Annotated in this window: 14 protein-coding genes and 3 pseudogenes; 13 read left to right on the top strand and 4 right to left on the bottom strand. The window is 55.1% G+C overall.

Annotation, left to right across the window (positions count from 1 at the left end):
- The first annotated feature begins 295 nt into the window (after positions 1 to 295).
- The 8 genes and pseudogenes from ACWORE_RS00860 (at position 296) to ACWORE_RS00895 (ending at position 8,611) form a co-directional block, all read left to right on the top strand.
- Positions 296 to 1,405, top strand: a complete 1,110-nt coding sequence (locus tag ACWORE_RS00860; RefSeq protein ID WP_455302095.1) for an ABC transporter substrate-binding protein — start codon at positions 296 to 298, stop codon at positions 1,403 to 1,405.
- A complete protein-coding gene (locus ACWORE_RS00865; RefSeq protein WP_455302097.1) occupies positions 1,402 to 2,502 on the top strand; it encodes a FecCD family ABC transporter permease in 1,101 nt (366 codons plus the stop codon). The genes ACWORE_RS00860 and ACWORE_RS00865 overlap by 4 nt, the downstream gene beginning before the upstream one ends.
- A 14-nt stretch (positions 2,503 to 2,516) precedes the next feature.
- Complete coding sequence (locus tag ACWORE_RS00870; protein ID WP_455302099.1) at positions 2,517 to 3,338, top strand: ABC transporter ATP-binding protein; 822 nt, start codon at positions 2,517 to 2,519, stop codon at positions 3,336 to 3,338.
- A gap of 102 nt (positions 3,339 to 3,440) precedes the next feature.
- Positions 3,441 to 4,442, top strand: a complete 1,002-nt coding sequence (locus tag ACWORE_RS00875) for an ornithine cyclodeaminase (RefSeq protein WP_455302101.1) — start codon at positions 3,441 to 3,443, stop codon at positions 4,440 to 4,442.
- A gap of 59 nt (positions 4,443 to 4,501) precedes the next feature.
- Positions 4,502 to 5,227: pseudogene (locus ACWORE_RS00880) on the top strand (Y4yA family PLP-dependent enzyme); the annotation flags it as partial.
- A 468-nt stretch (positions 5,228 to 5,695) separates the two neighbouring features.
- Complete coding sequence (locus tag ACWORE_RS00885; protein WP_455302626.1) at positions 5,696 to 5,989, top strand: hypothetical protein; 294 nt, start codon at positions 5,696 to 5,698, stop codon at positions 5,987 to 5,989.
- A pseudogene (locus ACWORE_RS00890) lies at positions 5,986 to 6,986 on the top strand (cysteine synthase family protein). The gene ACWORE_RS00885 and the pseudogene ACWORE_RS00890 overlap by 4 nt, the downstream one beginning before the upstream one ends.
- A gap of 155 nt (positions 6,987 to 7,141) precedes the next feature.
- Positions 7,142 to 8,611: an MATE family efflux transporter gene (locus ACWORE_RS00895; RefSeq protein WP_455302103.1), complete on the top strand. Its 1,470-nt coding sequence runs from the start codon at positions 7,142 to 7,144 to the stop codon at positions 8,609 to 8,611.
- Between the two features lie 97 nt (positions 8,612 to 8,708).
- Here the strand turns inward: ACWORE_RS00895 and ACWORE_RS00900 are convergent, their stop codons facing one another.
- Both ACWORE_RS00900 and ACWORE_RS00905 read right to left on the bottom strand, forming a co-directional pair.
- On the bottom strand, positions 8,709 to 9,479 hold the full coding sequence (locus ACWORE_RS00900) for an SDR family oxidoreductase (RefSeq protein WP_455302105.1): 771 nt from the start codon (positions 9,477 to 9,479) through the stop codon (positions 8,709 to 8,711).
- A gap of 89 nt (positions 9,480 to 9,568) precedes the next feature.
- Positions 9,569 to 12,796: an acyltransferase family protein gene (locus tag ACWORE_RS00905; RefSeq protein ID WP_455302107.1), complete on the bottom strand. Its 3,228-nt coding sequence runs from the start codon at positions 12,794 to 12,796 to the stop codon at positions 9,569 to 9,571.
- Between the two features lie 347 nt (positions 12,797 to 13,143).
- Between ACWORE_RS00905 and ACWORE_RS00910 the strand changes: the two genes are divergently transcribed.
- Positions 13,144 to 14,061 (top strand): chymotrypsin family serine protease, encoded by a 918-nt coding sequence (locus ACWORE_RS00910; RefSeq protein ID WP_406604883.1) that lies wholly within the window; start codon positions 13,144 to 13,146, stop codon positions 14,059 to 14,061.
- 108 nt (positions 14,062 to 14,169) lie between these two features.
- On the opposite strand, the gene ACWORE_RS00915 is transcribed toward ACWORE_RS00910, so the two are convergent.
- Positions 14,170 to 14,922 (bottom strand): inositol monophosphatase family protein, encoded by a 753-nt coding sequence (locus ACWORE_RS00915; RefSeq protein ID WP_455302571.1) that lies wholly within the window; start codon positions 14,920 to 14,922, stop codon positions 14,170 to 14,172.
- 120 nt (positions 14,923 to 15,042) lie between these two features.
- Positions 15,043 to 15,939, bottom strand: a pseudogene (locus ACWORE_RS00920) (inositol monophosphatase family protein); the annotation flags it as partial.
- A gap of 47 nt (positions 15,940 to 15,986) precedes the next feature.
- On the opposite strand from ACWORE_RS00920, the gene prfB reads away from it, so the two are divergent.
- From prfB to smpB, 4 genes are all read left to right on the top strand, one after another.
- Positions 15,987 to 17,126: a peptide chain release factor 2 gene (gene prfB / locus ACWORE_RS00925; RefSeq protein WP_455302109.1), complete on the top strand. Its 1,140-nt coding sequence runs from the start codon at positions 15,987 to 15,989 to the stop codon at positions 17,124 to 17,126.
- Between the two features lie 68 nt (positions 17,127 to 17,194).
- Positions 17,195 to 17,884, top strand: a complete 690-nt coding sequence (ftsE, locus tag ACWORE_RS00930) for a cell division ATP-binding protein FtsE (protein WP_455302111.1) — start codon at positions 17,195 to 17,197, stop codon at positions 17,882 to 17,884.
- A gap of 11 nt (positions 17,885 to 17,895) precedes the next feature.
- Positions 17,896 to 18,798, top strand: coding sequence for a permease-like cell division protein FtsX (gene ftsX, locus ACWORE_RS00935; RefSeq protein WP_406604880.1), 903 nt, complete (start codon positions 17,896 to 17,898; stop codon positions 18,796 to 18,798).
- Positions 18,799 to 18,841: 43 nt separating this feature from the next.
- Positions 18,842 to 19,393, top strand: a complete 552-nt coding sequence (smpB, locus tag ACWORE_RS00940) for an SsrA-binding protein SmpB (protein WP_455302113.1) — start codon at positions 18,842 to 18,844, stop codon at positions 19,391 to 19,393.
- Positions 19,394 to 19,473: the final 80 nt, after the last annotated feature.

A 19,473-nucleotide genomic window follows, 5' to 3' on the forward strand; every position in this document is an offset into this window, starting at 1 on the left:
AGGTTATGAACTAAAGTCCGATTTGCGAATGTGTAGGTCATTTGGGGGTGTGTTGGTCGACGCCGTGGGACTTATGGGGCGGTGTAATTAGGGGAATTTTCGATGCTAATTGGAGTTTATTTAAAAAGTCTCAGAAATCCGTTGACTTACTTAGGCAAGGCTCCAATACTTTGGATTCTCACCTAATCCCATGTAGAACCCATGCTCCCTAGGAAGAATTGTGAAAATACTGAATACACGAAAACGTCAAGCTAGGAGGGCAATCCTCGCTAGTATCCTTGCCACATCGATGGCTATGGCAGGTTGTTCGGGTCCGAATTCTGAGAATGACTCCGAGTCAGGTGAAAAGCAATCTGTGAAAGACGTGATGGGCAGGACTGTTGAAATACCAGCCCACCCAGAGCGACTTCTATTCGGTGGTCAACGGTTGCTGTACACCACTGCGCTCCTCGACAAAGAAAACCCGCTCGAGAACATCGTCGCCTGGCCAGATGATCTCGAACAAAATGACATGGCTACGTACGAAAAGTACAAAGAGAAATTCCCGGATATAGCCAACATCACTAAGACAGGTGAAGTGTGGGACGGCTCGATGTCACTTGAGCAAGCTCTCCAGGCTCGTCCGGACGTCTTCGTTGTCAGTGCAGGAAGCTTTGATGCTGCCAAGGAAGCTGGCTTAATCGAGGGGCTTGAGAAAGCCGGTGTGCCGACCGTCACGGTCGATTATTTCATTGATCCCGCGAAAAACACGGTTCCTTCAGTCACGCTGATGGGGAAACTAACCGGGCACACCGATGAAGCAAAGAAGTACACGGATTTTTATCAGGAAAAACTTGACCGAGTACAAAAAAGTCTGAAGGACTCTAATCAGCCGGCGACAGACACGTTCCTGTGGCGGGCACCTGGATACTTTGATTGCTGTTCGACCTTCAATAAATCGAACTTGGCGACGCTAGTGAACGAAGCCGGTGGTAACAACCTCGGCGACAGCATGATCGATACCAAACAAGGGCAAGTGTCTCCCGAATCTCTCGCTGGAAAGAATCCAGATGTGATCGTGGCTACCGGTGCGGATTGGTCGCCAGATCGTTCACCCGTCAAAGGGAAGAAATACGTGGCCCTTGGCTACGACGAACCCGCCGATAAGGCCAAACAGCAGCTTAGCGAAGTTGTCTCCAGCCAAGCCGCCGTTTCGCAGGTTGATGCTGTGAAGAATCACCGCACGTATGCCATGTGGCACCACTTTTACGATTCCCCTTACAACGTCATAGCCATCGAATGGATGGCTAAGGCAATGCATCCGGAAGTCTTTGGGGACCTGGATCCCGATGCTGACATGAAGACGCTGCATGAGCAGTTCTTGCCTGTGAAATACTCAGGTACCTTCTGGACTCAGCTGTCATGAGTTCAGTTGAATCTGAGCCGTCGGTAGCTTCCGCCGTTAATGCCCTTTCTGACGACGATACGGAAGAAGAGCTTTATACTGCGTCGTCGCGGAAAAAGCTTTTATTTATTGCAGTTCTGGCTGTTGCCCTAGTTATCTTCACGATCTGCGATTTCTTAATAGGCGGAGGCTCGATGTCTGCTTCCGATGCGCTATCGACACTTTTCAATCCTTCCCACTCACGGCCAATTGGCTATCAGATAATTTGGGATATTCGCCTCCCGATGACGGTGACCGCGGTGCTCGTAGGAGGAGCGCTTGCAGCCGCCGGCGCCCAAATGCAAACAATCTTGGGAAATCCGCTCGCAGAACCTTACACATTGGGTATATCCGCAGCGGCCAGCTTTGGTGCAGCGCTGGCAGTCGTTACCGGCTTCTCGGCAACCACGATCGGTGGAACACTGGGAATGGCTGGTGCGGCGTGGATCTTTGGGATCGCCGCGTGCGGAATCATCATCATATTTTCTCGGCTTCGTGGAAGCGGTGCTGAGACAATGATCTTGCTTGGTATCGCGATCGTATTTTTCTTTGATGCGATGCTCGCTCTGATGCAGTACATGGCCTCTGAGGTGCAGCTGGAGCAAGTCGTATTTTGGACTTTAGGAAGCTTGACGCGTGCGACGTGGCCGCAAATTGGAGTCCTCGCTGTTCTTCTAGTGATTTGCCTAGCAGGTTTTTACCGCAAGGCGTGGGTCCTGACAGCGTTCAGGTTGGGTGACGACAGGGCAATGTCGATGGGAGTCAATGTCCCTCGGGTCCGCATCGTAACGTTGGTAGCTGTTAGCTTATTGGCTGCGACGTCAGTTGCCATGGCCGGAACTATCGGTTTCATCGGGTTGGTTGGCCCGCATATCGCGCGAATCATTGTCGGGGAGGATCAGCGCTATTTCCTGACCGCTTCCGTTCTTTCAGGATCGGTGTTGCTGGTGAGTGCTTCGGTGTGCGCAAAGCTCATCCAGCCTGGGGTAATTCTTCCAGTAGGCATTATCACCGCAGTGGTTGGCGTGCCTGTCTTCGTAGCCATTATCGCCTCCTCCCGAACCCAAAACTGGTCCTAGGGGAGGGATCGATTATGCCACGTAAATCAGCTTCTAAGAGCCGTCGCTTCAATGCTCGATCTGTAACGACCCTCGACGGTAAAGAAGAGTTTTTCCAGGGCCGCAATATCACCTTTTCATATTCCCCTCGAGAGACGACTCCAACGCTTCGGGATGTCACGATCCCGCCGTGCTCATCGGGAACCATTACGGCCTTGATTGGCCCGAACGGTTCAGGCAAGTCAACACTTTTGAGATGCCTAGCTGGGCTAGAGAAAAGCGAAGGAACAGTAGTCGGGCCGAAGGCCTTGTATCTTCCGCAAGATCCTCCGCCTAAAAGCGCCTTAACTGTGTTTGAGACCGTTCTGCTAGCACACCAACAAAGTCTTAAAGGATTCGCGGGGTTGCGCGTATCGCCGGAACCTCGCGCCAAAGTTCGAGCAGTGCTCGCCACAATGGGGCTAGCTGAATTAGAGCATCGGCCGATGGGGCAGCTCTCGGGAGGACAACGTCAGCTTGTGAGCTGTGCACAAGCCTTGATTCGGCGCCCCAAGGTTTTGTCACTCGACGAACCCACGAGCGCTCTGGACTTGAAAAACCAACTATCGCTACTGGAGTGGGTTCGTGATTATGCGGTGGCTACGCCAGCTGCGGTGGTGCTCACGGTTCATGATCTTACCCAGGCCGCCAGAATTTCTGACCAAGTAGTAGTCCTTGACCAGGGGAGAAACGTCGGCTCAGGCTTACCCGAGGAGACCATCACCGAATCCATGCTCGCCTCGGTGCATCGCGTCCGCTCCCATATTACTCGAGGGGAGGCGGGATTATTCATCGACGCCCTATCCCCGTTGGCCTAGCCGGCCATTGCCTAGTCATTTCTTACTTTGCCTTACTTTGCGAATTCCCACCGAAATACATGTCGCTCCACCCGCTATCCCCATCCCAAGGAAGGAAACCCCATGCCCGCTGTTGAAACGCCAAAACTTCGGTCTGACAGGAGTCTTCGTCTACTGACTAGATCGGATCTAAAAGACATAGAGCTTGAACCGTCAAAGGTTATCGAACTTGTCGAAGATGGCTATCGTGCCTTGGATGAAGGACAATCTCGATGCCCTACGAAAATGATGATTGATTTACCAGTTAAAAGCCGGGATTCGATTGCGTTTTCGATGCTTGGCTTCGATGGTTATCGCGACCTTGTCGGCTACAAAACGTCGTATCGGAAGGGTGGAGATAATCCCAATCATTACTACACAACCATCACCTTGTACGACGATTCAACAGGTTTGCCGTATGTCTTGATGGACTGTCAGAAAGTAGGAGCGCTCCGAACACCTGCGACGACTGCCCTCATAGCTCGACAGTGCAGTAAACCCGATCCTCAGTCGGTGTTGATGCTGGGGACCGGAATTCAAGCCGTCAACACCCTGCCTTACCTGGCGACAGCGCTACCTTCTCTATCCACATTCACCTTTCACGGAACTCATGAAGGTGGCATCCGCTCAACTCGCGAGCACTTTCGTAGGTGGTATCCCGATCTGGACCTTAGGTTCGCGGAGGACATTAAAGAGGCGGTTCAGGAATCTGACATCGTTGTAGTTGCTTCCGGTCGCGCATGCCATCCACCCATCCATACTGACTGGCTTCCCAAGGGTGGCCTACTCATATCAGTGGCATCAAAGGGCGTAGCAGATGGGGCAGTTGCAGAAGCTGATCGTGTCGTGGCCACGAGTGAGGGGCAATATGCCTTAGTCGGAAAACGTCTACGCCAGGGTAGCAACCAGCTCGACGGTGTACTTCCAGAACTGATTTCATCAGACCGGACCATTCGAAGTCATGCCGACGAAAAGGTATTCGCTTTTAGTTCGGGGATGATCGTGACTGATATCCCTGTTGCTGATGAGCTCGCTATGAGGGCGCTGGCAGCTGGACGAGGGCAGGAGATACAGCTATGGGATTAGCGGAACATGAGGCCCGACTCCCGTGTCTCGAGCCCACGTTGGAGAGCTGGGAGGAAGAAATGATAGATGACCCGCATTTCTTGTACTTTCTCCGCAGACTCTCCGGCAAACCTTTTCACCTCTTACATCCTGCTACATTCAGTAAAAACCTAGACGCATTCATTGACGTGTTTGACCATCATGGAGTGGAAGGGCGCGTTCTCTTTGCACGAAAAGCCAATAGAGCTCAGTGTTGGCTCCATAAGGTAGCGCTCTCCGAACAGGGGTGTGATGTCGCGAGTGGGCCTGAGCTGGTGGGGGCCCTAGCTGAAGGTATTGATCCGAGTCGACTCACCATCACCGGTGCTGATAAAAGTGAAACTCTTATTTGGCTAGGCATACGGCATGGATGTCTTCTTGCGCTTGACTCATTGACTGAACTCAACCGTGTAAGAAAAATCGCGGGCCAAAGTTCCCGAGTTGCTAGGGTTCTTCTACGACTACGGCCTGATACTCAGCCGGACACAAGATTCGGTCTTTCGTTTTCTGAATGGCTGAGCCATGAAAGTGTGGCACAGCGTTCAACGTGGAGTTTTCCATCGGAAGATCCTACTGAGAGTGGTTGCTTATCTATAGAGGGGGTTTGCTTCCATCTCGATGGCTACGACATAGGCGAACGTGTGCGTGCCATTCGCAGAGCCGTCGATCAGATTGCTGAGCTGCGACGACGAGGGCATTCTGCAGTTACCGTCGACATTGGGGGCGGCTTCACTGTTCCGTATACAGGCCATGATGAGTGGGAGAGTTTTCAGAGCACGATAAGTACCGGGGATTACCACGCTCGGCGGGTTCCTTTCGGCACATATCCCTACGGTAATCCACTTCCTACGGGCTCCGCGATGTTGAGTTCAATCTTTGATGAAGTGGGCTCGACCTTACGTGAGAACAGTATTTTCGTATGCATAGAACCTGGTCGTGCCCTTTTAGCTGGGGCTGGCGATACGGTCTTCTCGGTGCAAGGTGTCAAAGATCGGGGGAACTCGGAAATCCAACCTTGTCTCAATTCAGAACCGGGGGGATCAGTTAGTCCGCCCGACCCATATTCGCTCATCGTTGTGGATGGGCTATCGATGAGTCTGTCTGAGCAGTGGAAAGGACGGGAATTTTCTCCCGATCCGACACTATGGCCCAGAGAATCGCGGCAGAGAAAACAACGATCAATCGGTAACACAAAGACAAAGTCATGGCGCGCTGCAGTAGGGGGAGCGAGCTGTATGGAATACGACATGTTGACTTGGCGAAAGGTGTGGTTTGAGAGACCAGCAGAAGTCGGCGATCTGCTCATTTATCACAACACCGCCGGCTATCAGATGGATAAGAACGAGAGTCAATTCCACCAATTACCTTTACCCACCCGGTTCGTTCTCGAAGAGCTGTCCGAAGACGGCCTGTCACCAGAAAACATCAGTGTATCTGTGCCAACGTCTGGCGGTTTAGGTACTTCCAATTGGGCAGACCGGTGGACTTTAAGAATTGATCGGCCATTAGTGGAGAGAGGCTGGCTATGAGCAATCGACCTGAAGATCAGAACCACCTGCTACCACCGAGTGGCTTAAGCTCAAGCCCTGTACGAAAAGTCCCCAAAGATTACAACTTTCCTCGTTCGGTATGTGATCTTGTCGGCAGAACGCCGCTTCTCGAGCTAGCTAGGGTCGGCAACGGCAGTCGTCTGTTGATTAAGTTGGAGTGCTTTAACCCAACTGGATCGGCAAAGATTCGGATGGCTCTAGCCATGGTGCGCAGTGCTGAACGTCGGGGACAGATTAAACCCGGATATACCATCGTTGAGCCTACTTCGGGGAATACCGGGCTGGGCCTGGCTCTTGCTGCTGCTCAATTGGGCTATAAGTTCATTGGGGTGGTCGATTCCCACGCAGCGCCGTCGAAATTGGCAGCTATGAAAGCATATGGAGCGGAACTAATAGTTGTTGATGGGCCGTCAGATCGTCCCTCGACAATGCTTCGACGGAAGAAGGCCGAGGAGATTTGTTCCTCGTCCCCATATGTGTGGTGGCCTGACCAGCATAATAATCCGAATAATCCCTTAGGGTATTCACACTTAGCTGAGGAATTAGATAGTGCTATTTCCGCCAGTATCGACGTCCTGGTTGCTTCGGTGGGCACGGGGGAACCCTTTGCGGAACGGCACGCCGTTTGCGCGAGCTAGGCCATTCATTAACCACGATTGGAGTCGAACCAGAAGGCTCGATCATATTTGGTCCTCCAGCCGGGTCGTACAAGCAAAGTGGAGCTGGAGCTCCAGGAGGGTTTCCGGTGGGCTGCAATGTCGATACGGAAGCTATTGACCAAGGTTTAAAGATAAATGATGTGAAAGCCTTCGCTACTTGCAGAGTCTTAGCACGTGAGAAAGGGCTGATGCTGGGTGGTACCTCGGGAGCAGCCATTTATGAGGCGTTAAGACAGTTGCCGAGTTTTCCCGCTGGTACGACGATGGTAGTGATCGCCTGCGATGCCGGTCATCAAATATCAAAATACGATATTTGATGACCGGTGGATGATTGCTAATAAATTATTGTCGGATATTGCAGAACATCAGGTTAGCGGAATGTTAAGGGCTTTTGATGACTCTATTGCCCTATCTAACCGTCAGACAGCGAATCTGAGTAGATATTGGTTTACGGCAGAGGGAGCTTCTGCGCGTGGGCTCTAAAGATCGTGTTGAAACAAGCCATGCCCGAAAGAAAAATTCCGGTGAAAAAGAGTGCTTAGACGTTCAGATTCCTAGGTATCTGGAGATCTCTAGGCTTTCGTTGCCTATTGCTGGGGTTCAGCTAGCCACAGTGGCATTGACCTCGACCGATGTGGCCATGCTGGGTACATTGAGTGTGGTGGCTATCGGAGCCGGCGGACTGGCGATGCAGTTCTTTAACCAAATTCGGACTATGTGCGTCGGTATGGTTACGGCTAGCGGAAATAAGGTCGCTGAAGCAGTCGCAGAACTAGAGAACGCAGAGGCGCGAGGGGCAATCGATGATTCTCGCCGTGACGTTCTTAAAGCAGGAATTAGCAAGCAGGTACGCGTCTCATTTGAAGTAGCGACGGTCATATCTGCATTGGGTGCGATTATTGTGGCTCTTCTGGGGGCAAGCCTATTTGTTTTACCGGTGCATGGTGGTACTGCCCGAATAGCTTTCGGGATGACGGTCGCTTTGGCTCCGGGGCTAGTTCCAATGCTATGGCTGAACGTACTACGACAGTACGCAGTAGGGATGCGAAAGCCAGGATCGTTACTCGTCGTTACCTTGTGGTCAATAGCCGTCAATGCTGCGGTGAACTGGTTGATGGTTACCGTTGCCCCGACTACGGCCTGGGCAGTGGCCGGAATTGGTCTGTCGACTACAGTCGTTCAAGTTTTTACTTTGGTGGCATTTTCTCTCAAGGTTCAAAAAGATCCTGATCTTGGTGACTACGTAGAATTTAGGCCTCAAACAGGAGACATGACAGCAGCACGTGAGCTACTCCGCATCGGGTGGCCCGTCTCCTTAACTTATGGTTCGGAAGCCGCTTTGACTACAATCGCTGGGATCGCCATGTCCATGGTTAGTCCGACAATGCTTGCAGCCCACACTGTCGTTAATCAGATCGCGTATATCGTGTATCAAGTCTGTATCGGGTTTTCTCATGGAAGTTCGATACTCGTGAGTAGGGGACTCCAGGCAAACCATCCGCGGGTTGTCATTACTGAGACAGTGCGACGAGTGGCGATTCTTGTCGGCATCTACCTGGGCGTTATAGGGCTCGTATGGGCGACCTGTGGACGGTGGGTCGTCCGAATCTTTGCCTGGAAGGCAACTGACGAAGTTATGGCCGTCGCAATAATCTTGATGTTTTTTGCCATCCTGCAGCAGTTCGCCAAGGGTTCCCAGAATGTTGCGGTAGGACTTTTGCGAGGGCTACGCGATACAAGTTCGGGGCTCAAAGCCACGTTAATTGGATACTGGTGCGTGGGAATTCCTGCGCTATTCATACTCGGATTAGGCCTCCGTTGGGAAGCATACGGAGTGTGGCTTGGGTTGATCCTCGGCTTCGGAACGACGACGTTGCTGTTGATGCGCGTACTTCGTCGGAGGGTTCGGGCGCTCCCCGCCACGCAAAACTCAAGTTTGTGATGAAGGGCTTACGAGCACACCCACATTTTTTTAAAACGTCCCACCTATCAGAAAACGCTGGTAGGTGGGATGTTTGGTCCGTGAAAACTCCCGCGATTTATTGATCGTCGCGTAAGTTGTTTCCAGCGGTCTCTCCACCGTCCAAGACGAAGGATCCGCCGGAGGCGAACGTGGATTCGTCGGAAGCTAAGTACACGATGAGCTGCGAAATTTCGGTTGGCTCGGCAGCTCGGTCGAGCGGAATCTGGCCGAACCCGCGCTTGAGGTTCGCAGTCAGCGGGGTATTCACGCTGCCGGGGTGGACGGAATTGACTCGGATGCCGTACTTACCCAAATCCAGAGCCGAGGTCTTGGTCAGCCCTTGAACACCCCACTTGGCGGCGGCATAGGCCGCACGGTGCTTAAAGCCTACGAGTCCTGCGATGGAAGAAATGTTGATGATCGAGGACGTCTCCCTCTTCTTGAGCTCCGGAACAGCAGCCTTCATGCCGTAGAACGTTCCGGTGAGGTCAATGGCCAGGGTCAGATCCCAGTCCTTCAGCGAAGCCTCTTCCACATCACCTGCGGTGAAAACTCCGGCGTTATTGACCAGAACATCCAGGTGCCCGAAGGCCTCTACGGTTTTCTCCACTGCATCGGTCCAGTTATCGAAATCGGTGACATCGAGGTGGACAAAAACGGCGGTGCCTTCGCCGTAGTTCTCGTTAAGGTCTTTCGCCAGCTCGGTGCCCTTGTCATCCGCGATATCTGCCAGGGCAACCTTGGCTCCCTGCGAAGCCAGTACCCGGGCGTGGGATTCACCCATGCCCGAGGCAGCTCCAGTGATCAGTGTGACTTTGTCGTGAACGCGTCCTTGTTGGGTATCCATACCCTTACCGTAGTCCTAATCCCACATGATGGACATAGCAACTATCCGGTTGTCGCCCTCGAAAGTAGTGGACACTGGGGTCGATTTCTTTACGCTGCTGGCGGGCAGACCGGGGGGACATCTTTCTTTCCACTTGCCCACTGCTTGAGTGCCGCGACGAACGCATTGGTATAGCCGACGGTGGCGTTCCCGCGTGGGTGAATCTCATCGCTCGCGAGTTCACTGACGTGGTCGTCGGCGTAGGCGCACCAGTCCGCCGCGTAGACGTTCGGGTACTTCTTGGCAGCGTCGACAACTTGTTGTTGAGCGTCTTGCATGTACCAACGGTCGCCATAGGGCATCGCGATAACGATGGTGTGTTTCGGGCCGATCGACTTAATGATCTCGTCCAGCTGGCCGGGGAATGCTTGCCCATTCGTGCCGAAGCCCAGGAAGACGAATTGACGCAGCGCGTCCTGGGCTTTGAGGTCGGCGATGATCGCGGGAGCGGCCTGGTAGTGGCGCGAAACCTCGGCGTTGATGTCGATGCCGGGGAAGCGTTTTTGTAGCTCGGCCTGGGAGGCGAGCATGACGGAATCCCCAATCGCGTTGATATTCGACCCGTCTTTAGGCATGTCATGTGTCACGACTTTGGGAGCCGGTTTGACGGTGCCTCGCTCGGAGCGGTTTTCCGCTTGTAAACGCTCCAACTCGGATTCCAGCGCGGTTCCGTGGCTGGTGTTGTGAATAGCCAGGCCGGCGAACACACAGCACAGGATCATGGCTGCGGGCACCATCGCACCGCCGAACCGCTGCCGGCTGGTGGAACGCTCTCCGAAAATCGCGTAGCTCAGTTTGCGTGTACTTTCGATGAACCCGTATCGGCGGATCGGTGTCTCAATGAAGCGGAAGCTCAGCTCAGCCGCGACTAACGAAATGACGATCGCGATAAGCCCCGTGATCCATTTCTTCCGGCCCCACTCGTAATCCTGGAAAAGTGACACGACGAATAGATTGGCCGGGACGTGCCACAAATACAGTGAGAACGAAATGAACCCGAGGCGCCGCAAAACCTTGTTTCGGAAAATCGCCGCGACCAGACCAGTGTTCCGCACGACGGATGCGATGATGATCGCAACGATAAACGAACTGCTGATGAGGCCGCCGCGGTACGTGAAGGTGTCCTGGTCACCCAGCCAGAAGAAGTAGAAGATCTGCACCGCGAGCGCGGGGATAGCCAAGAGGCTTAGAATCCGCCCGTGTTGGAGGAGTCCCTCGCGGTATCCCCAGGTGTCGCCACGTTTTTCCGTCGACGACGAGATAGTGATCGACGCCAAAGCCGCGCCGATGAGCAGCCCGAATGCGTGGGTGTCGGTGCCGTAGTAGACGCGGGTTGCGTCGTGCCCGGGGTTGACGATGATGGCCATCGCTCCTGCAGAGATGACGGTGCCGGCGAGGGCCAGCTTCCCGACCAGCCGCGGTGTCTTGCGGAGAATCACGAGCAGCAGCGAAACGATGAGCGGCCAAATGATGTAGAACTGTTCCTCAACCGAGAGGGACCAGTAGTGAGCGAAAACCGGCAGCTCAGACTGTGCGAAATAGCTCTGCGAGTGGGCAATTTGAACCCAGTTGTTCACAAAGAGTGCCGACGACCAAAATTGTCTGCCCAGGTTCACATTGACGTCGCCACCGATTACTCCCGCAATAGCTGCACAAATGACCAGCGTGCTGATGGCTGCGGGGGCAATACGTCTCACACGGCGTATCCAGAAGTTCTTCAGGCTAATCGTGCGGGAATAAACGAATTCCCGAAGCAGCAGGGAAGTGATGAGGAACCCGCTGAGCACGAAGAATACGTCGACGCCCAGATAACCGCCGGGCAGTACGTTGCCGAAGAGGTGGTAGATCACCACTGAAATAACGGCGAGCCCACGGAGCCCATCGATCCCGGGGACATGTCTAATCCCCGTCGGAATGTCCTTCGCCGACGTCTTTCCTTCGGCGGCTTTGCCTTTGGCCGGGCTGGGTTGTGGTGCGACTGCGGTTTGAGTTCTTGCCGACGGTGTTCCCGTGGAAGACCTAACGCCTTGCAATCCATCTCTCGATGGGGAGGCGGACACGCCCGCCCGCGATGACTCTGCGCGCGATGATTTCTTTCGGCGTCCCTTGCCTGATTTGCGCTCCGACCGCGGTTCGATTCGCTGGGGAAGTGCGGTGCCCTGTGTAAAGCGCGATATCCCGGTGGACCGTGGGACTTCGACGGGGATATATTCCGCTCCGAACGGTCGCGGGGGAGCAGGCATCTTTCGGCTTACCTCGGGAGTAGTTCCCTTAGATACCTTTTCTAATTCTGAAGCCTTGACACTTTCTTGTGGAGCCGCAGCAGTTTCTTGCGAAGCCCTCGCGTCTTCATCACCAGGATGCGCCTGTGCGGTGCCCGCTTCGTCTTGTGCGGCATCCGTTTGTCTCTTTACCGGAGCGCTGCGGGCTTTCTTGGCACCGGTCGTCTGTGCCGATTTTTTATCTGACGAACCCTTAGCCCGGGTCTTCCGTTGCTCAGCGGAGCCTGATGCGTCTGGTCTGGACCCCGAGACCTGCGGTTTCGGACGTCGCAATGAAGGCCGCGGAGCACCACTAACCTCCGACGATCTGTGTGATCGTGATAGGGCTGATCCTGCAGCACGGCTGCGCCCAGCTTTTTTCTTCCTGACGGAACCTGCACCCGTGATCCCGGACGTTCCTGAAGGAATAGTCCGCGCGTCAGCTACACGACGAGCAACGGCCGGAGCACGGCCGACGTGCCGAAAAGACGGTGTATCGCTCTCACGGGTTGAACTCTGCGACGCCGAGGTGCGACGTCGCGCACTCACGGGCGTTGAGGTGCGGAAAACAGAAAAATGTGCATCTGCACCGGTGCGATCATCGCTTCGACTCTCACGGCGTCGAACCTCACCACGGCCTTGTCGCTCGCCACTGTTACCTGGGCGTCCGGTTTCGTCAGCGGCCCCGTCGTGAGGCGTCGTCGATTGTTGTGATGTGGCCGATGAACCACTTTTTGCCGAACTGGACGATCCAGCCTTAGACGATCCCGTCGCAGGGGCACCGGATGACGCGCTCGCGGAGGAAGACGAGGTTGCGGAGGAATCGGAAGAACCGGACTGACCTGGCTCAGGATCGGACTGCTGAGCCGTTGCGGACTGGCTAGGTCTCGGTGAATTACCGATGGTGGAGGCAGACCTCAACAAGGATCCTCCCTGTTGAGCAGCGGATTGCACCGCTTGTGCCGCTCGGCGGGTGGCTTTGCCCAAACCTGCAGGTGAGAGTTTTGGAAGACGCATTCTAGGTTTCGTTTAGCTCGTGAGTGAGATGGCAGAGTGCAAAGTCTAACGCACTTTGGCCGCTGACCACATACGCGCCGATAGGGCCAATGTTGCCGCATATGACCCCGTCGGAGCGGGAGACGGATTTGATCGTAGACCCCTTCAGAAGCAGCCTCGTGCATCTTCAATGTCGCGTTGTCACAATGTTATTAATTTGTTGCATAGAAGATAGGGGAATGCTGTGAACAGAGAGATATACTGAGCTTGTCGCAGCATAGGGTATCCCCTGTGTAGCCATGTTTTCTGGACTTATTCCAGTGGTTTTCGGTCCGCTAAAAACGGACATGTACAGCAAGGATGTCGTTATGTCTTTGGTTAATTCAGTAAGTCGAGCTGGTTTGGCAGTACTCGCCTCGGCAGCGTTGTGTGTCGGCGTTGGTGGGGTAGCGCACGCATCAGACGTGCCGACGGATACCCTGGCAGATAGTCTAGCCACTTCCGAGTCACCGACAATTAACGACGCTGCAGCTACGATATCCGATGCTGCACCTTCGCCCGAGTTTTCCACGGAGTACGGCCTTTTCGACGACATCGTCGCCCAGACCGGAATGGCTGGCCAGCACCGAATCCAAGGCGTTTATTTCCCCTCTCCACCGGCCCCTGCTGAGGCGGTAGAGCTCGCTAAGCAGGGAATTTCCCTTTACGGCCCGGGAACACCCGTGTTTGTGGGCAACGCGATTTGTACCGTCACTGCAGCCGGCCATGACTCTAACGGGCGGGCTATGGCCATTACCGCTGGGCACTGCGGGCCTGTCGGAAGCCCGGTGACGTCGATGGACTCCCAGGATGTCGGAGTATCAGGCACCGTCGTCCGCACCAGCGAGAACCCCAAGTATTCCGTCATCGAGCTGAAAGACAATGCCCGAGTGACGTCGTCATATGGACAAGTCACTGCCGACGGCATCGGTGGTGGCGGTGTTGCGCCGGGAGTCCAATTGTGCAAGAACGGTATTTCCACCGGCTGGACCTGTGGACAGGCGTGGGAGGCCCCCGCAGATTCGCACTATCTCACGCAAGTGTGTGCAACGCACGGCGACTCTGGTGCACCGGTTCTGCTAGGGAACCGGATTGTTGGACTTGTCGAAGGAAGCCCGGGACCGATTTCTTGCCGTTTCCCAGCGCAGGGCTCCCTCTTCACGCCGACCGATGTTATTGACATGCAAGCCATATTGAATTCGCTCAACGCGACGGCCGGCCCTGGAAACGGATTCCGCCTGGGGTAGTGGCGTCCGCTTGATAAATAGTGGTATGCCAGGTGTTCACGCCGTGGCCTACCGTGCTTTGGCCTACCGCACCGCGGCCGACCGCGCGTCGCGATCGGTCGCGCCGAGCTAGTCCTGATCCGTTAACCGACGACGGACGGTCTCGTGGAGAAGCCCATTCGTGGCCAGAGCATCGCCACCATGCGGACCGCGCGCACCTGCAAGAGACGTAAACGTTCCGCCAGCTCCCTCAACGACGGGCACTAGCGCAGCTAAATCCCACAGCGACACGTCCGGTTCCGCGGCGATGTCGACGGCACCCTCCGCCACCAGGCAGTAGGAGTAAAAATCGCCGAATCCTCGCAAGCGCCAGGCGTCGTCGGTAAGAGATACGAACGCATCTCGTAGGCCTCGATCTTTCCACCCCTCAAGCGATGACATGGAGATCGAGCTATCGCCGACATTGCTCACCGTGGACACAGACAATTTCCGCAGTGTGCCATTCGATACTGTGCCACTCGACGCGGTGCCGTTACCAAGAACCCAGGCAGCTTCACCTGTGATGCCAATCCATCTGCGGCTGAGCACCGGGGCCGACACAACACCAACCTGCGGGTACCCGTCCACCATCAGCGAAATGAGCGTCGCCCACACGGGAACCCCGCGGACATAGTTCTTCGTCCCGTCGATGGGGTCAATCACCCACTGGCGGCCCGACAAGACCAGCTCGCCGCCGAACTCCTCCCCAAGAACCTCGTCATCGGGGCATTCTGTGCTCAATAGCCCACGGAGGGTGCGCTCGGTGTCCAAGTCTGCGTCGGACACAGGGGTCATGTCAGGCTTAGCGCTGACCTGCAGCTCGGAGGAGAGGAATCGCTTCATCGTGATCGCATCGGCCGCACCTGCCAGCCGAAGAGCCCGGTCAACATCATCGCTATACGCGCTGCTTGCCCACGGCAACGGGGTCGAAGTAGACGAAGGAGTAGACGAATTAGCTCCACCCGCACGAAGCACCTGCTCAATCGTGTCAACAACATTCTCGGGTCCAGCGATCGACCAGGTCACTCCCCGGGCGTCAACACGGCGGGCCGTTCCGCCAACGCCTTCGACCAGCGCTTTCCCCGGAAGCCAATCCCATGATTTCACCGAATGCTGAATCCACGCGCCCAGTTCACCATGTGCCACCGACGCCAAATCGACCGATCCCGACCCCAACATCCGCACACTGGCGAACTCTTCGACGACGGCCATCCACGCCGACCTGATCTCCGGCTGCTTCATAAAAGTCGGGTGCAAGTACGTGCCCAAGCACTCGTGATCTGCCGAGTGAGTCGTGGCATCAAGCCGGGGCAGTGGCTTGTCGTCCAGTGTGGTGGTAATAGAGGGTCCGCCGATCCATGTATATCCCATCGCCGGCCGATGGACGGCCCCCAAAACCAGCCGGTCGGGATCCTCCGCAACGGCCTCCGGGCTACCGTCCTTACCCTCTACCAGAGCAATCGCAGAACACCAGTAATCAGATCCGCGAGTGAAGTTATAGGTCCCATCGACGGGATCAATCACCCACACGTGACCAGACTTCGAGGGCCGTGACGCTCCTTCTTCACCGACGACACCATCGTCGGGACGCAGTAATTCCAGCACCTCAGCAACAAATTGCTCCGCCGCGCGATCAGCCTCGGTCACAACGTCGGACACCGACGTTTTGTACTCGGTGGCCAACCCGCCGCGGGCCTGCTTACCTTCACGCAAACGCCACGCTAAGCGCCCCGCGTTGTACACGATGTCGCGTGCCAGCCGTTGGTCATCCACCCCCTCGCGTGCGATGGCGAAAGTTTTAGCCAGCGCGCTGACCATCTCCGTCATGGTGTGCGGTACCTGCTCCTCCGAAGATTCCATACTCTTATTGTGCACTACCCCAGTGACACACTGTTAGGATTACCCACGTGAATCCGGACGTTTCTCAAGATCTCGAAGACCTCAATTCCACCCTGACGACCATTGAAAAAGTGGTGGACGTCGATGACCTCAAGGATCAGGTACGCGAACTTGAAGCACAGGCGTCCGATCCCTCCTTATGGGATGACCCCGATCACGCTCAGCAGGTGACGTCGAAACTGAGCCATGTACAAGCGCAGATTAAGAAAGTTACGACGTTGCGCCAGCGTGTCGACGATATGCCCGTGATGTATGAGCTTGCCGACGACGCCACCGAGGCGGGGGACACCGACGCTGCCGACGAAGCGCGAGAGATGGCTGATAGCGAGCGCGAAACCTTGCGCCACGAGATCGAATCTCTCGAGGTTCAGACGATGTTGTCGGGGGAGTACGACGAGCGTGAGGCCGTCGTTAATATTCGGTCAGCTGCGGGTGGTGTGGATGCTGCGGACTGGGCGGAGATGTTGATGCGCATGTACACGCGGTGGGTGGAGCAGCATGGGCACAAGATCGACGTGTTTGATATTTCGTACGCCGAAGAGGCTGGTATCAAGTCCGCTACGTTCATTGTGCATGGCGATTACATGTACGGTCAGCTGTCTGTTGAGCAGGGAACTCACCGTCTCGTTCGGATCAGTCCTTTTGATAACCAGGGGCGTCGGCAAACATCGTTCGCTGAAGTCGAGGTGCTGCCCGTGGTGGAAAAAACTGACCACATCGATATTGATGAGAATGACTTACGGGTTGATGTGTACCGATCCTCGGGTCCGGGTGGGCAGTCGGTGAATACGACGGACTCGGCCGTGCGGTTGACACATATTCCGACGGGGATTGTTGTGACGTGCCAAAACGAAAAATCCCAGATCCAGAACAAGGCGTCGGCGATGCGGGTGTTGGCTGCGAAGCTCTTGGAGCGGAAGCGTGAAGAAGAGCAGGCCGAGATGAACGCGCTGAAGGGGGACGGCTCCAATTCATGGGGGAACCAGATGCGCTCCTATGTGCTGCATCCGTACCAGATGGTGAAGGATTTGCGCACGAATTATGAGGTCAATGATCCGTCGAAGGTGCTGGATGGGGACCTGGATGGCTTCCTGGAAGCGGGAATTCGGTGGCGGATGGCTCAACAGCGAGGAGACGACGATAACTAGCTTTCCCACATGGTTCACATTCACAACAAGGGTTACCAATTGTCCCAGTAGTGCGTTAGTCTGGCTCCGTGATTAAGTATGACGCGGTTACCAAGATGTACCGGACGTCCACCCGCCCGGCCCTGGATGCCGTCTCTGTGACCATTGACAAGGGCGAACTTGTCTTCCTGATTGGACCGTCGGGATCCGGCAAATCCACCTTCCTTCAGCTGATGTTGAAGGAACAGAATGTCAGTAGTGGGGACTTGTGGGTTGAGGATTTCCACGTCAATAAATTGCCAAGAAAGAAGGTGCCTCAGCTACGCCAAAAGGTGGGCTACGTGTTCCAGGACTTTCGGCTGCTGCCGAAGAAGAATGTCTATGACAATGTGGCTTTTGCCCTGGAAGTGATTGGGACACGGCGCTCGGCCATTGATAAGCGGGTGAAGGAAGTGCTTGACCTTGTGGGGTTGGGGAGTAAGCGCAACCGCATGCCGAATGAGCTGTCCGGGGGAGAGCAACAGCGTGTCGCTATCGCCCGAGCCTCGGTTAACCGTCCTTTAGTTCTCCTTGCCGACGAGCCCACAGGCAACCTTGACCCGGACACCAGTGCCGACATCTTGACGTTGCTCAATCGCATTAATCAGATGGGGACGACGGTGATTATGTCGACACATGACGCAGGTGCTGTGAACGCCATGCGCCAGCGTGTGCTGGAGCTCCATTCCGGAAAGCTCGTTCGTGACGATGCCCGCGGCCTGTATGGCGTCGGAAAGTAGGGGAGGGCTCAATGAAGACTAGATTCGTTTTTCGCGAGGCATCTTCGGGCCTGACCCGTAACATGACGATGACCATCGCCATGATTATTACGACGGCGATCTCGTTGGCTTTGCTGGCCACTGGGTTCTTGGTGACTTCTGTGACGGCGAAGACCAAGGACATTTATCTGGATCGTGTCGAGGTCATGGTCCAGCTTGATGACAATATCTCGGCCAATGATAAGAACTGCTCCAGCACGGAATGTAAGGAAGTCCAGGACAAGTTGAAGTCCGACGATGGTGTGGAATCGGTGACATTCCGTAGCCGCGAGCAGTCTTATGAGCATTTCAAGGAATTGTTCCAGGACTCTGACCCTCGTCTTGTCGCTGATACGAGCCCCGATGCTCTGCCGGCTGCCTTACATGTGCGGTTGAAAGATCCGCTGAATACGAAGCCTCTTGACGGTGTAAAGGATATGCCGCAGGTCTCCGAGGTTGTTGATCAGGTTGATGATCTTCGTGGCGCCACGAATAACCTGAATGCCATTAGAAATGCGACCTTCGTGGTGGCGTTTGTGCAGGCGATTGCTGCGGTCTTCTTGATCGTGAACATGGTCCAGATTGCCGCATATTCCCGACGACAAGAAACAACGATCATGCGGATGGTGGGTGCTACGAGGTGGTTCACCCAAGCCCCGTTCGTTCTGGAAGCGGTGTTGGCGTCGTTCGTCGGGTCGCTGGTGGCCACTGGTGGGCTCATCTTGGGCAAGGAATTTGTTCTCGATAAGACGCTCAAGAGCTTGTATGATTCCCGTTTGATTGCGCGGCTGACTTTAGCCGATATTGGAATGGTGTCGCCCATCATCATTATTGTGGGCGTCGTGTTTGCGGCCATTACCGCGCAAGCAACATTGCGGTGGTACGTGAGAGATTAGCGCAGTGTGTCGATGATGGGAATGTATTTGTGAGGAGTTCGACGTGGCGAAAAAAGCGACATTGGTTGACCACGGGGCAGCTAAGGGCAAAAAGAAGGCCCAGTCAAAGGCGTCGAAAAAGAACGCGAACAAGCGGTTGGTTGTTGCTACTAACCGACGGGCGCGTCACGATTACACCATCCTCGATACGTGGGAAGCCGGGATTCAGCTCGTCGGGACCGAGGTGAAGTCGTTGCGCGAGGGGAAAGCGTCGTTAATTGATTCCTTCGCGACGATTGACGATGGTGAAGTGTGGTTGCGGCACCTCCACATTCCGGAATATTCGAAGGGGCACTGGACGAACCATTCGCCCCGGCGGACCCGGAAACTGCTGCTCCACCGCAATGAGATTGATTCCATCATGGGCAAGGTGCGCGACGGCAGTAACACGCTGATCCCGTTGAGCCTGTATTTTTCCGAAGGGAAACTGAAAGTTGAGCTAGCCCTCGGCCGTGGTAAGCAAGATTATGACCGTCGCCAGGATATTAAGCGCCGGACAGAGGAGCGGGAAGCAACGCGTGCCCTCGGTAGGCGCGTGAAGGGCCTTACGGGCTAGGGCACGGTTTCGGGGTAGTAACTGCTGGCTAGATGTGATTGAGTATGAAAAATACTTAGCTGTACTGGCATACTTGAGGG

This window comes from Corynebacterium sp. c7Ub_26 (genome assembly GCF_053760365.1).

Bases quoted from the DNA above. Each gene is read 5' to 3' on its own strand.
- ACWORE_RS00860 (WP_455302095.1), top strand. From the start codon at position 296: ATGGCAGGTTGTTCGGGTCCGAATTCTGAGAATGACTCCGAGTCAGGT.
- ACWORE_RS00865 (WP_455302097.1), top strand. From the start codon at position 1,402: ATGAGTTCAGTTGAATCTGAGCCGTCGGTAGCTTCCGCCGTTAATGCC.
- ACWORE_RS00870 (WP_455302099.1), top strand. From the start codon at position 2,517: ATGCCACGTAAATCAGCTTCTAAGAGCCGTCGCTTCAATGCTCGATCT.
- ACWORE_RS00875 (WP_455302101.1), top strand. From the start codon at position 3,441: ATGCCCGCTGTTGAAACGCCAAAACTTCGGTCTGACAGGAGTCTTCGT.
- ACWORE_RS00885 (WP_455302626.1), top strand. From the start codon at position 5,696: ATGGAATACGACATGTTGACTTGGCGAAAGGTGTGGTTTGAGAGACCA.
- ACWORE_RS00900 (WP_455302105.1), bottom strand. From the start codon at position 9,479: ATGGATACCCAACAAGGACGCGTTCACGACAAAGTCACACTGATCACT.
- ACWORE_RS00905 (WP_455302107.1), bottom strand. From the start codon at position 12,796: ATGCGTCTTCCAAAACTCTCACCTGCAGGTTTGGGCAAAGCCACCCGC.
- ACWORE_RS00910 (WP_406604883.1), top strand. From the start codon at position 13,144: ATGTCTTTGGTTAATTCAGTAAGTCGAGCTGGTTTGGCAGTACTCGCC.
- ACWORE_RS00915 (WP_455302571.1), bottom strand. From the start codon at position 14,922: ATGAAGCGATTCCTCTCCTCCGAGCTGCAGGTCAGCGCTAAGCCTGAC.
- ftsX (WP_406604880.1), top strand. From the start codon at position 17,896: ATGAAGACTAGATTCGTTTTTCGCGAGGCATCTTCGGGCCTGACCCGT.